General features: G+C 62.0%; 11 protein-coding genes, 1 tRNA gene and 1 rRNA gene. 2 read left to right on the forward strand and 11 right to left on the reverse strand.

What is annotated here, in order from left to right:
- The 9 genes from BT173_RS14600 to rplU form a co-directional block, all read right to left on the reverse strand.
- Window positions 1-198 (reverse strand): 16S ribosomal RNA (locus BT173_RS14600); the annotation flags it as partial.
- A 452-nt stretch (window positions 199-650) separates the two neighbouring features.
- The gene (locus tag BT173_RS14605; RefSeq protein WP_072429411.1) at window positions 651-1,811 is read right to left on the reverse strand and encodes a THUMP domain-containing class I SAM-dependent RNA methyltransferase; all 1,161 of its coding nucleotides are present in this window, start codon (window positions 1,809-1,811) and stop codon (window positions 651-653) included.
- A gap of 11 nt (window positions 1,812-1,822) precedes the next feature.
- The gene (locus tag BT173_RS14610) at window positions 1,823-2,173 is read right to left on the reverse strand and encodes an MmcQ/YjbR family DNA-binding protein (protein WP_072429412.1); all 351 of its coding nucleotides are present in this window, start codon (window positions 2,171-2,173) and stop codon (window positions 1,823-1,825) included.
- Between the two features lie 72 nt (window positions 2,174-2,245).
- Window positions 2,246-5,056: an ATP-binding protein gene (locus BT173_RS14615; RefSeq protein WP_072429413.1), complete on the reverse strand. Its 2,811-nt coding sequence runs from the start codon at window positions 5,054-5,056 to the stop codon at window positions 2,246-2,248.
- A gap of 42 nt (window positions 5,057-5,098) precedes the next feature.
- Window positions 5,099-5,752, reverse strand: coding sequence for a hypothetical protein (locus BT173_RS14620; RefSeq protein ID WP_072429414.1), 654 nt, complete (start codon window positions 5,750-5,752; stop codon window positions 5,099-5,101).
- A 37-nt stretch (window positions 5,753-5,789) separates the two neighbouring features.
- Complete coding sequence (locus tag BT173_RS14625; protein WP_217651481.1) at window positions 5,790-7,055, reverse strand: hypothetical protein; 1,266 nt, start codon at window positions 7,053-7,055, stop codon at window positions 5,790-5,792.
- An 11-nt stretch (window positions 7,056-7,066) separates the two neighbouring features.
- The gene (gene obgE, locus BT173_RS14630; RefSeq protein ID WP_072429416.1) at window positions 7,067-8,191 is read right to left on the reverse strand and encodes a GTPase ObgE; all 1,125 of its coding nucleotides are present in this window, start codon (window positions 8,189-8,191) and stop codon (window positions 7,067-7,069) included.
- Between the two features lie 124 nt (window positions 8,192-8,315).
- Window positions 8,316-8,588: a 50S ribosomal protein L27 gene (gene rpmA, locus BT173_RS14635; protein ID WP_072429417.1), complete on the reverse strand. Its 273-nt coding sequence runs from the start codon at window positions 8,586-8,588 to the stop codon at window positions 8,316-8,318.
- Between the two features lie 17 nt (window positions 8,589-8,605).
- Window positions 8,606-8,917, reverse strand: a complete 312-nt coding sequence (gene rplU, locus BT173_RS14640) for a 50S ribosomal protein L21 (protein WP_072429418.1) — start codon at window positions 8,915-8,917, stop codon at window positions 8,606-8,608.
- Between the two features lie 223 nt (window positions 8,918-9,140).
- Here rplU and BT173_RS14645 point away from each other — a divergent pair, with 223 nt between their 5' ends.
- The gene (locus BT173_RS14645; RefSeq protein WP_072429419.1) at window positions 9,141-10,109 is read left to right on the forward strand and encodes a polyprenyl synthetase family protein; all 969 of its coding nucleotides are present in this window, start codon (window positions 9,141-9,143) and stop codon (window positions 10,107-10,109) included.
- Window positions 10,110-10,164: 55 nt separating this feature from the next.
- Window positions 10,165-10,241, forward strand: a tRNA-Pro gene (locus BT173_RS14650).
- A gap of 192 nt (window positions 10,242-10,433) precedes the next feature.
- Here the strand turns inward: BT173_RS14650 and gabD are convergent.
- The gene (gene gabD, locus BT173_RS14655) at window positions 10,434-11,888 is read right to left on the reverse strand and encodes an NADP-dependent succinate-semialdehyde dehydrogenase (protein WP_217651482.1); all 1,455 of its coding nucleotides are present in this window, start codon (window positions 11,886-11,888) and stop codon (window positions 10,434-10,436) included.
- A 54-nt stretch (window positions 11,889-11,942) separates the two neighbouring features.
- Window positions 11,943-13,205 (reverse strand): 4-aminobutyrate--2-oxoglutarate transaminase, encoded by a 1,263-nt coding sequence (gene gabT / locus BT173_RS14660; protein ID WP_072429420.1) that lies wholly within the window; start codon window positions 13,203-13,205, stop codon window positions 11,943-11,945.
- Window positions 13,206-13,234: the final 29 nt, after the last annotated feature.

Raw genomic sequence — 13,234 nt, forward strand, 5'->3', positions numbered from 1 at the left:
ATCCCCTGCTTTCATCCTTAGATCGTATGCGGTATTAATCCGACTTTCGCCGGGTTATCCCCCACTACACGGTACGTTCCGATGCATTACTCACCCGTTCGCCACTAACTTAGGTGCAAGCACCTAAGCCCGTTCGACTTGCATGTGTAAAGCATGCCGCCAGCGTTCAATCTGAGCCAGGATCAAACTCTTGAGTTCAATCTCTGTTTTGCTTCAATTTCTGGCTTGCAAAATCAAAACCGTCGAAACGATTTCAATATCTGCGTAAGCCTTGGCTTCTCAACCAAGCGCCTACGCTTATCGGTTGTATCTTGTTAAAGAGCGTTTGCTTCTTCAGACTCACTCAGCTAGACTCGTTTGTTTCGCTTCGTTTTTGTCTGCGTCAGCAGCAGAGAGGCGAACTATACGCAGCCCTTCGAATCGCGTCAACACCTCCAAACAACAAATTCCACAACACACCCCCACAAAACGCATAAGTGCCTGATTATTAATTGGCACCGCACCAAAAGATTTTTACGCCACCTCGCGCAAACCTGCGCATTGCCTCGCCCAGCCACCCTCACCGGCACGATCAAACAGCGCGAAACACCCACAACACCATGCAAAACGCCCCTTTTGGGGCGTTTTGACGTTCATACATACATAAGTTTCTAGCTAGCGTCGCTCTTGCGATTGCTGCCGGCCACCATGCGGTACTCGAACAAGCGGCATTCCAGCGAGCCGTTGAACAAGACCGTGCGCTTGCTGGCAGATAGGCGGATCAGCTTGGCCAGGCGCAGGTCGGCGGTGAAGTAATACGCGCGCCAACCGGCAAAGCGTTGCTTGAGCGCATGCCCAAGCATCGGATAGAGTGCATCCAGCCAGGTCTGCTCTTCCAGACGGATGCCATATGGCGGGTTACAGATCAGCACGCCCGAATCAGCCGGCGCATTGCGTTCCAATGCATCCGCCTCTTCCAGCACAACGGCGTCACTTACACCGGCTGCCGCGAGGTTGGCGCGCGCAGCATCCAGAACAGCGGGTGTATCGTCGCTGCCATAGATGGCAGCCGGTGATACCGCCAACTCGGCTTCGATGGCCGCTTGTTTGAGTTGCGCCCAGAGCGCCGCATCGAATTGCGTGAAGCGCTCGAAGGCAAAGTGGCGCCAGCGGCCTGGGGCAATCCGTTTGGCCATCATAGCGGCTTCGATCAGAAAGGTGCCGCTGCCGCACATCGGGTCCAGCAGCGGTTCATCCAGCTGCCAGCCCGTCAAGCGCAGGATGCCGGCCGCCAGGTTTTCACGCAGCGGTGCATCGCCGGTTTCGCGTCGATAGCCGCGCTTGAACAGCGCCTCGCCGCTGGTATCTATATATAGCGTTTGCTGACGCTCGGTCAGAAACACATGCAGGCGGATATCAGGCATCGCGGTATCCACGCTGGGGCGCTCACCGCAGGCGGCACGAAACGCATCGCACACTGCGTCTTTTACCTTGAGGGCGATGAAGTCGAGGCTGCGCAGCTTGCAGCCCACACCGGTGACAGCGACCTTGATGGTGCGGCTGACATCGAACAGCGCCGGCCACTCGAGTGCGCGCGCCGCCTTATAGATATCGTCTTCCGTCCGATAGCTGCGTTCAGCCAGGCGCCACAGGATGCGGCTGGCGATGCGGCTATGCAGATTGGCCCGGTACATCAGCGCCCAGTCGCCGTGAAAAGCCACGCCACCGTCGGTAGGCGACACGCCCTGTGCGCCCAGTTCAGCCAGCTCTTGGGCAAGGACGGTTTCCAGGCCACGTGGGCAAGGCGCAAAGTAATGGAAAACTTGTTTCATCGGGTTCCGTTTCAGGCAGACAGCGCGTCGCGCTGTTTTTTGGGCAGTTTCGCGCGCACCAGGCAATAGGACTGGTGCAAGAGTTCATGTAGCACAGCCGCCGGCAGCACATCGGGCCGGTCGAGCTGAATCCAGCCATGGCGGGCCAGATAGGGCGCCGCTTGAATACCGGGCTGGTCGGTCAGCTCCAGAAAACGCTCCGGGCTGACCTTGAAAGACATCGTCTGAGCGCCGACTTGTGGCTCGCGATACAGACAGAACATTTTGCCGCCGACCGAATGGACGCGCACATCGCGCCATTTCACATCGCTACTCACCCCAGGCCAACTGCCACACAGTTCGGCGATCTGAGCAAAATGCATTTGATACTCCAGACAAGGGGCTGCGCTTCATTCAAGCACGTATCCACCAGCTTGCCGAGTTCGCACAACGCCTCAGGCAGACTTATTCACCCGCCGGCGCGCCTGGCTGATCACCGGCGCCCAGCGCTCGCCCGGGCGCTTCTTATAAGTACACAGGGTTAGCTCGCTCGGCGCGAAGGCATTCACATTATGGGTAAGCGGCGTGGTGATCAGATATTGCGCCTGGGTCGCTTTCAGGAAGGCGCCTACCTTGTCGATGTTCAGCACGTCCAGGTGAGCAAATGGCTCGTCGATAAACACGAAGCCAGAAGGATTGCTCTCATCCATCATCAGGCCGATCAGCAGGATCAGCGACTTCATCACCTGCTGGCCACCCGACGCTTCGCCATCGTTGAGGCCCATCATGCCCTTCTGGTCGAAGTCGAAGCGCACAGCCAGGCCGGCCTGGGCCAGGGTCACATCATCGTTATCCAGATGGGGCGGATCCACTTCCACCACGATGCCGGACAGCTCACCCAAGCGTTTGATGTTGGCGCTGTAGGCGCGCACAGTCGCGCGCAGCTTGGCGATATACGCGCTGCGCGCCTCGTCGGTCAGCTCGCGCGCGCGCTCCACTTCACGGCTGCGTGCCGCGGTGTCACCGGCCAGCTGCTCATAGTCCTGCTGCATCTTTTCGCGCAGTTCCAGCACGCTGGCATCGCGCTCCCAGTCGCCATGCTCAAGCCGCTCGCGTTGGCGATGGATATCGTGGCGCACATTCTGGGCCGAGCCCCACTCTTCACGCAGGGCCGGCAAGGTTTGCGTGGCCAGCCCCTGCTCAATCAGCGTGGCGCGCAGCTGCTTGGCTTCTTCGATCTGACGCGTCTGCTCCTGCTGGCGGCTTTCCACCTGGGCCAGCAGATCGCTGACCTGCTTGAGCAGACCATTACGGCTGATCTCGATTTCCTTCATACGCAAGCGAGCATCCATGCCGGCCTTGCGCATGGTCTCCAGTCCCTGCTGCTGCTCAGCCAGTTCAGCGCCCAGGCGCTGGGCCTCGCTCTGCAGCTCGGGCAACATCTTTTCCGCGGCGTCGAATTCATCGCGGCGCGCGGCCAGCTGCTGGACTGCATCCATGCCGGCCAGTTGCAGCTGCAGCCCCGAAACCTCGCGCCCCAGCTCCACCGAGGCGCCTTCCCAATCGAGGATCTGCTGGTTCAAATCGCGCAGGCGGCGGCTCACCTCGGTCAGGCGCGATTGACGGGCGCCCTCGCCAAAATGGTGATCACGCGCGTCGACGCCGATATGGCGCGCGCCGCGACGCTCCTTGTGATAGCCCTCACGAGTGATCCAGTCGCTCTGCACGCCGGCCGCCGCCTCGATCGACTTCACCCGCTGCACCTGATTGAGCTGACGGGTCAACCAGGCCGGCGCATCGGTCTTGATGTCGAGGATTTCCAGGATCGAACCGGGCACCGCCTTCGGGGGCGCTTCGCGCTCGGGCACGATGAAATGGCGGTATTGCAGACGCTGGCCGATCTGGAAGGCGGCCTGACGATCCGACTCACGATTGAGCAGGATGATGTGCCGATACGGGGCGAGCAGCGCCTCGACCGCGCCTTGCCAGCTGTTATCGCGCACTTCAACAATTTCGCTCAGTAGCTGGTGGCCAATGCCGGCCTCATCCAGCGCGGCGCGCATCTGGCGCACAAACGGTTCGCTCGGCTGACGGCCGCCCTGCAGGGCAAATTGCAACTCGGATAGTTGCTCGCGCTCCAGCTTGGCTTGCTTGATGCGCGCCTGCAGCTCGGCCTGCTCGCCACGCAGACGGCCGAGCTTATCGCCCAGTTCCGCCGCATCGGCACCCGACTCCGCCTCGGCCAGCGCCTTCATGCGATCACGCTGCTCAAGCAACTTCTCGGCCGCGCGCGCCTCGGTCTTGGCTTGTTGGAAAGGCTCCCACAGCTGCTGATAGCTGGCCTCGGCCTGTTTTTCCGCGCCGATCACCGCCTCGGCCGCCGCCGCCTGCTCGCGCAGCTCGGCATCCGCGCGGTTCAGTTCATCCTGGCGCAGCTTAAGGTTGCGGCGCATGCCCTTGAACTGACCGACATAGCCCATCACCGAGTCATACGACTCCAGATAGCGCATGGCCGGCAGCACGCTGTTTTCCAGGCGCTGTACTTCCTGCTCGAGGGTTTGCCAGTCCAGATAGCGCTGGGCGCGCGTGCGCATATTGTTGACGCGCACCTCCAGGCCATCCAGCTGGCGGGTCAGCTCCTGCAGCTCGTTCTCGGCTTCCTTCTGTTCGTGCTTGGCCTGCTGGTAGTTGTCCAGCACCGCCTTATCGCCGAAAACCTGGAACACCAGGTCAAGCAGCGCCTTCGGGCCGTATTCGCATAACTTGTCGGTATCGCCCTGCTCAAGCGCCAGCACCTCGGCAATCGCACGGGTCAGGCCGGCCTGCTCAAGATTGAGCTTGTAATCGCGCACCCCAAGCCAGCTCAGGGTCTTTTCCGTTTCCGGGTTCAGCTCGACCACGCCTGAGGCGATCGCATAGTGGCGCACCCAGTCACCGCCCTGCTTGGACACCCGGCAGAACAGGGTGACCGCATCATCGGCAATCGCCCAGAACGGGCGCTGGCGGAAGAAGTCACCCGACTTCATAGTCGGGTTATCCACCACGGCGCGCAGCCAGGCGGTCGGTTCGGACGCATTGCGCACATAGCGCTTGTAATCGCGCCGGCCCGAGCAGGGCAGCGCCAGCAGGGTGCGCAAGGCATCCAGCAGGGTGGTCTTGCCCGAGCCATTCGGGCCGACGATGGTGACGATCTGGGCGTCGAGCGGGACTTCGATGCTCTGCCAGAAGTCCCAGTTACGCATTTCGAGTTTTCGGAATTGGAACATCGTGAACGCGATCTTTCCTGCCAGGCCGTGAAGGCGGCGTATTTATTCGGTTGTGCTGCCGGCGTCGGCAGCGCGGCGCTTGAGCACATCGCTCAGCGCACCTTCGATGATGCGTGGCGCCAGCGTGCTGTAGTCGAGCATCAGATCGAGCAGCGGCCCCTCCAGCAGCATCTTGTTGCGTCGTTCGATAAAGCCGAGGCGGGCCAGCTGGCCCAGATTGGCATTCATGCGCGTCTTGCCGCCCAGCTTGTCGCGGAAGTCGGCGAACAGCGCATCTTCGGGTACACCGACCGAGACGTCCTCGCCCTGGGCCAGCGGCTTCTCCGCGCCGAACATATCGGCCTGCCCCTCGCGCTCTTTCTCGGCTCGGGTCACCTGGCGCTCACGCTTGGGCAGGATGATCAGCGCCCACAGCACAATCAGCAGCGCGATCGCATCGCGCGGCAGATTCATATTGTTGCTGAGCCAGGCTTCACCTTCACCGAATACGAAGGCTTCCATGTCCTGCTGCAAGCCGACAGCGATATGCTCGGCGTAGGGGTTCTCCAGCAGAGTCAGGCCAACTTCATTCAGGCGGTGCTCGAGTGCACGGCGGAAATCCTCATCAACCAGCGCGCGGCGCGCGAGCGGATCGACACGGGGAATAAAGCGGTGCGCAATCAGGCGCGCGCACAGGATGGAGATCGCGTCATTCATAGCGGGACCAGGCAAGCAGCACAGGCGGCTTGCGCTTTCATGAGGTGGGCTTTGCAGTAGGCAGCAGCGCGCCACGGGTCAGCGCGGCTACTTCGGGATGATCGAGTTGATCCACTTCGGCGCCATGCGCCAGGCGCAGCGGCAGCTTGACGATATCGCCGACCACGCTTTGCTCCAGCGCCGCATCGGCATCGCCCAGCAAGGACAGCAGGGACAGGCGGTAGGCGGTTTCCGGATAGCTATCGACCAGCACGGCGCTGCGCAGATCGGCGCTTTGCGCCACGCCGGCCAAGAGCGCGTACAGCGCCTCGGCTTCGAACAGGCGTTCGGCCTCGGGTGCATCCAGCAGCGGGGCGGCCAGCTTGCTGGGCAGGGCCGCGCTTTGTGCGGCAACGCGTTCGCGCTCGAGCAGCTCGAACTCGGCCACATCGACCATCTCGGCACCGGTGGCCAGCGCCAGCTGCGGCGGGAAGCACAGCATGCCGCGCGCCATGCCGGCCAACTCGACCTGGCTCGCACCGCGTAGCCAATCGCCGATATCGCTCGAAGTCAGGCCGGACGCCCCCAGATGCACACGCTGCGCCTGCAGCTGGTTCAGACGGCGCTGGAAGCTGCCAGTCAGGCGCAGGATGCGCGATTGCGCCATGCCGATGGCCTGGACCTGGTCGAGCACGCGCCGGTCCAGCGCCTCGTCCTCGAACATGGCGCGAATCACTTCGGTGCCCTTCTGCACCCAGCGCCAGACGGCTTCGAGCCGCTTCTGGGCCTTCTGGATCTGGAATTCCGACTGCGACTCGAGCGCGTCCTCAAAGTGCTTGTAGAGCTCGTTCAGGCGTGCGAGCAGATGCTGGAGCGTTTCATTCGACACCCGCCCCATCTGCTGCTGACCGACGGCTTGCGAGGTCAGATAGCCGAGTTCGGCATCCTGATCCGAGAAGGCCAGCAGCGTCGATACCGACGCCAAGGCGATGCGGCCGGTCTCGGCGATCTGGTACAGGCTCTCGTCCGCATCCCATAGCAGCAGGCCGTTCTCGCGCAAACGGGCCAACACGGTGCGCAGCTTGACCGGGTTCACATAGGCGAAATGCGCCTCGAGCTGGGCCGGCGACCAGCGCGGCTCCTGCCCACGCGCGCCGATTTCGCGCAGCACCATCAGGCGCATCAACACCTGTTCCTCGTTGCCGTGGAACAGGGTGATGAAGGCATTGATCAGGGGTCGGGCCTGCAGGAGGTCCGCCAGCGGCGGCACCTCGGCCGGGTTCAGGCCGGCCGCCAGGAAATCGGCAAGCTTCTCGTCGGACACCGGCGTGCCTGTCAGGACTTGGTCGGATCGTAAGGTTCGTAAGCCGGCTGGTCTTGCGGCGCCACCACGGCCTCACGCTTGGGGCGAATCGCCTCCAGATATTCCATCAGCGCCCAGCACAGCTGCTGGGTGCCCTCGCCGGTCAGGCCGGAGATGGTGAAGACACGCTTGAGGTTGGGATCAAACGCACCATAGGCATCAGGCGTCTGCGCATCCCAGCCATAGGCAGCCAGAAAGTCCTTCACGCGTTGCTCGCGCTCGTCTTCCGCCACCATATCGAGCTTGTTCAGCACCAGCCAGCGCGGCTTGTTGTAGAGCGTTTCATCGTATTTGCGCAGCTCTTCCACAATGGCCTTCGCCTCGCGCACCGGGTCAACCTCTTCGCTGAACGGGGCGAGATCGACGATATGCAGCAGGATGCCGGTACGGGCCAAGTGCTTGAGGAAGCGATGGCCGAGACCGGCGCCTTCCGCCGCACCCTCGATCAGGCCAGGAATATCAGCAATCACAAAGCTGCGGTTGTGGTCGATGCGCACCACGCCCAGGTTTGGCGCCAGTGTGGTGAACGGATAATCGGCCACCTTGGGCTTGGCGGCCGACACCGCACGGATAAAGGTCGACTTGCCGGCATTCGGCATGCCCAGCAGGCCCACATCGGCCAGCACCTTCAGCTCTAGGCGCAGCTCGCGCTGCTCGCCTTCTTCGCCATAGGTGAATTTGCGCGGCGCGCGATTGGTGGAGGTCTTGAAATGCAGATTACCCAGGCCGCCCTTGCCACCCTTGGCAATCAGCACCTGCTGGCCGTCTTCGGCCAAGTCCGCAATCAGCTCACCGGTCAGGTTGTCGCTGATCACCGTACCAACCGGCATACGCAGGAAGATATCGTCCGCGCCCTTGCCGTAGCAGTCAGCGCCGCGGCCATTTTCGCCATGGTGCGCACGGTACTGCTTCACAAAGCGGTAATCGACCAGGGTATTGATGTCCTTGTCGGCCACCGCCCAAATACTGCCGCCGCGGCCGCCGTCACCACCATCCGGACCACCACGCGGCACGAACTTCTCGCGCCGCATGCTGGCCGAGCCGTTGCCGCCTTTGCCGGCGATCACTTCGATGCGGGCTTCGTCGATGAATTTCATGGTCGGACCATCCGGATATTGGTTAGCGCCGCAATGCGGCCAAAATGAAAAAGCCCTATCTGGCGATAGGGCTTCGATTTTAAGCGAAACGCCCTGGTGCCGGCGTTTCGCTTACCGGGGAGACTTAAGCCTCAACGCCGGTGTAGGGCAGGACCTCAACGGTCTTGCGCTTCAGCGCGCCCTTAACCACGAACTTCACGTAGCCATCAACCTTGGCGTACAGCGTGTGGTCTTTGCCCATGCCGACATTGTCGCCAGCGTGGAAGCGGGTACCGCGTTGACGGATGATGATCGAACCTGCGTTGATCAGCTCACCACCGTAAACCTTGGTGCCCAGTCGTTTGGCTTCTGAGTCGCGACCGTTACGCGAACTACCGCCGGCTTTTTTATGTGCCATGTTTCAGACTCCTTAGCTTACTTGACGATAGCGTCAATGCGAATTTCGGTGAAATTCTGACGATGACCTTGGCGCTTCTGGTAGTGCTTACGGCGACGCATCTTGAAGATACGGACCTTTTCGCCACGACCATGGGCAACAACCGTTGCCTTGATCGTTGCGCCAGCAACCAGAGGGGTGCCAACCGAAACCGCTTCACCGTCCACCACCATCAGCACTTCTTCAAGCACGATTTGGGCGTCGATGTCGGCGGCAATCTGTTCTACTTTGAGTTTTTCGCCGATGGCAACTTTGTACTGCTTGCCACCGGTTTTTACGACCGCATACATGACTGGGCTCCTAATGAGTAACTCCCCACGCAGAGCGCAGGGAGCCGCGGACTATACGGAAGTCGCTGAATTTGGTCAAGTTTTTCCAAACAAAGCAACGCTTTTGCCCCTACCGCCCATGTCATGCCGAGATCGATCACAAAGAGTTATGCCCTGCGGGGGCCAGCCTGCGCCCGCTCGGCTATAATCGCGCGGTTTTATTACCCAAGCCCAGCCCGCTGCCGTGACCATCGAATTCGTCAAAACCGTTACCGCCGCCGATATGCAAGCCGTGGATGCACTGATCCGCGATCGCCTTCACTCCGAGGTGGTACTGGTACGCCAGGTTGCGGAATACATCATCTCCTCGGGCGGCAAGCGCCTGCGCCCCATACTGACCCTGCTGTCCGCCAAGGCGCTGGCTTACGAAGGCCAGCACCATATCGAGTTGGCCGCCGTCGTGGAGTTCATCCACACCGCCACTCTGCTGCACGATGATGTGGTGGACGAATCCAGCCTGCGCCGCGGCCGCGATACCGCCAATGCGCTATTTGGCAATGCCGCCAGCGTGCTGGTCGGGGACTTCCTGTACTCGCGCGCCTTCCAGATGATGGTGGGCGTGAATGATATGCGGGTGATGCAGGTACTGGCCGATGCGACCAATGTGATCGCTGAGGGCGAGGTGCTGCAACTGATGAATATCGGCGATGCCGAGCTCGATGAGTCCGCCTACCTGAAGGTGATCCGCTACAAGACCGCCAAGCTGTTCGAAGCCGCCGCGCGCCTGGGTGCGCTGCTGACCCAGCAGGACGAGCAGACCGAAACGGCTATGGCCAGCTACGGCATGCACCTGGGTACGGCCTTCCAGATCGTCGACGATGTGCTCGATTACTCGGGCGAGGCCACCGAGATCGGCAAGAACCTCGGTGATGATCTAGCCGAGGGCAAGTGCACACTGCCGCTGATTCACGCCATGCGTCTCGGCACGCCCGAGCAGGCGCAGGTGGTGCGCGACGCGATCGTGCATGCGCAACGCGAGAATTTCCCGGCCGTGCTAGCGGCCGTACAAGGCAGCGGCGCGCTGGCGGCCGCCCTGAGTGCGGCACACGCCGAAGCGCAGCTGGCACTGGATGCCATTGCCAGCCTGCCCGACAACCCAGCCAGCCAAGCCTTGCGCGCCCTGGCCCGGGTGGCGGTAGAAAGAAACAGTTAAGCACGCCAAGGGCTTTACAGCCCGCGGTCGAGTCGCCATAATGCGCGACTCATTTCGGCGTGTAGCGCAGCCTGGTAGCGCACTTGCTTCGGGAGCAAGGGGTCGGAGGTTCGAATCCTCTCACGCCGACCAAATACAAAAAGCCGACGCGCCAGCGTCGGCTTTTTTCATGTCTGCATGCGCAACTGTCCAGCAGATGATCAGCATGCTGCATTTCCTACCCATAAAAAAAGTTCCCGCCGATCCGAAGACCTAAGCGGGAAGAGGAGGAGGAAATGGTTCGCGTCCGAGTGCAACGCGATTGGTGTAATCCTAACGCCGAAGTTACATTCCTGCAAGGCAAAGGTACTTGATTTCCAAGTAATCCTCGATGCCATGACGTGAACCTTCGCGGCCCAGACCCGACTGCTTGACGCCGCCGAACGGCGCCACCTCGGTGGAAATCAGCCCGGAATTGACGCCGACCATGCCGTATTCCAGCGCCTCGCCAACCCGGAAAGCCCGCGCCAGATCACGGGTGTAGAAGTAGGAAGCCAGGCCGAACTCGGTATCGTTGGCGCGCTCGATCACCTCTTGTTCAGTCTCGAACTTGAAGAGCGGCGCCAGCGGGCCGAAGGTCTCTTCACGCGCTACCTTCATTTCGGCGGTCACGCCGGTCACGATGGTCGGCTCGAAGAAGCTGTGGCCGAGTGCATGGCGCTTGCCACCCGCAATGACCTTGCCGCCCTTGGCCAGCGCGTCAGCGATGTGCTCCTCGACCTTCTCGACCGCCTTGGTATCGATCATCGGCCCCTGGGTCACGCCGGCTTCCAGGCCATTGCCCACCTTGAGCTTGCCGACGGCCGTGGCCAGCTTCTCGGCGAAGACGTCGTACACGCCAGCCTGCACATACAGGCGGTTCGCGCACACGCAGGTCTGGCCGGCATTGCGGTACTTGGAAGCAATCGCGCCCTCGACCGCAGCGTCGAGATCCGCATCATCGAAGACGATGAAGGGCGCGTTGCCGCCCAGCTCCAGCGACACCTTCTTTACCGTCGGCGCGCAGGCGGCCGCCAGCTGGCGGCCGATCTCGGTCGAGCCGGTGAAGGTGAACTTACGCACGGTGGGATTACTGGTCAGCTCGGCGCCGATCTCGGCCGCCGAGCCGGTCAGCACATTGAATACCCCGGCCGGCACGCCAGCACGATGAGCAAGCTCGGCCATGGCCAGCGCCGATAACGGCGTCTGCGAGGCGGGCTTGATCACGATAGGGCAACCGGCAGCCAGCGCAGGACCGGCCTTGCGGGTAATCATCGCATTGGGGAAATTCCACGGTGTGACCGCAGCACAGACACCGATAGGCTGCTTGATGGCCAGCAGGCGGCGATCGCCCAGCGTGGCCGGAATGGTCTCGCCATACACGCGCTTAGCTTCTTCGGCGAACCATTCGAGGAAGGAAGCGCCATAGGCGATCTCACCCTTGGCTTCGGTCAGCGGCTTGCCTTGCTCCACGGTCAGGATGGCGGCCAGATCATCCTGATTGGCCATCATCAGATCGAAGAACTTGCGCAGGATGGCGGCGCGGTCTTTCGCGGTACGCGCCTTCCAGGCCGGCCAAGCCTTATCAGCCGCAGCGATGGCGCGTCGGGTCTCGGCCGTGCCCATTTTGGGCACCTGGGCGATGATCTCGCCAGTGGCCGGATTGTTCACCGCCAGGGTAGCGCCGGAATCGGCATCGCACCATTGGCCATCGATATAGCACTGCTGCTTGAGCAGGCTGGGGTCTTTCAGATTCAGCACGGGCAACTCCCAGGGCAAGCGGTTTGGCGGCCGGTCAGTGCCGGCCGCGATCAATCAGGCCTTCAGCGCAGCGTCGAGGATATCGAGCGCCTCAGCGAACACCGCGTCTTCAATGGTCAGCGGGGCGAGGAAACGGATCACATTCGAGTACACGCCACAGGTGAGCAGGATCAGGCCGCGCTTCATCGCCTCGGTCTGTACCTTCTTGGCAAAGTCGGCATCCGGCTCATGGCTGCCCGGCTTGTTGAATTCGACGGCCACCATAAAGCCCAGGCCACGCACATCGGCGATCTGCGGCACGGCGCTCTTCAGGCTGTTCAGTCTTTCCTTCAGCGCGGCGCCCAGGCGTTCGGCGCGGGCATTCAGCTGCTCTTCCTCGATCACTTCCAGCACGGCCAGCGCGGCCGCCACGGCCAGCGGGCTACCCGCATAGGTGCCACCCAGGCCACCCGGGGCGGCGGCGTCCATCAGCTCGGCACGGCCGGTCAGCGCGGAAAGCGGGAAGCCGCCGGCCAGGCTCTTGGCCATAGTCACCAGGTCGGCTTTCACCGCATGGTGTTCCATGGCGAAGGTCTTGCCGGTACGGGCAAAGCCGGTCTGGATTTCATCCGCGATCAGCAGGATGCCGTGTTCGTCGCAGATCTTGCGCAGACCGGCCATCAGCTCGGCCGGCACCACATAGAAACCACCCTCACCCTGTACTGGCTCGATGATGATGGCCGCCACGCGCTTGGGATCCACATCGGCCTTGAACAGGTGCTGCACATACTTGAGCGAATCGGCCACCGACACCCCGTGCACCGGGAAGGGGGCGTGGAAGACATCGGCCGGCATCGGGCCGAAGTTGATCTTGTAGGGGTTGACCTTACCGGTCAGCGCCATGCCCATCAGGGTGCGGCCATGGAAGGCGCCCGAGAAGGCGATGATGCCGCTGCGACCGGTGGCAGCACGCGCCACCTTGACCGCGTTTTCCACCGCTTCGGCACCGGTAGTGAAGAAGGCGGTCTTCTTCGGGCCGTCGATCGGGACGATCTCGTTCAGCTTCTCAGCCAGGCGCACATAGCCCTCATAGGGCACTACCTGGTAGCAGGTGTGGCTGAACGCATCCAACTGCGCCTTGACCGCGGCCGTCACCTTGGGGTGACGATGGCCGGTGTTGAGCACGGCAATACCGGCGGCGAAGTCGATGAAGCGCCGACCTTCCGCATCCCACAGCAGGCTGTTTTCGGCGCGTTCGGCGAAGAAATCACCCAGCACCCCCACACCGCGCGGTGTGGCGGCCAGACGGCGGGCGTGGAGATCGGCGTTCTTGGACATGATGGAATCCTTGTGGGTCGGTTTGCGTG

Source organism: Chitinimonas taiwanensis DSM 18899 (assembly GCF_900119825.1).
Lineage (GTDB): Bacteria > Pseudomonadota > Gammaproteobacteria > Burkholderiales > Chitinimonadaceae > Chitinimonas > Chitinimonas taiwanensis.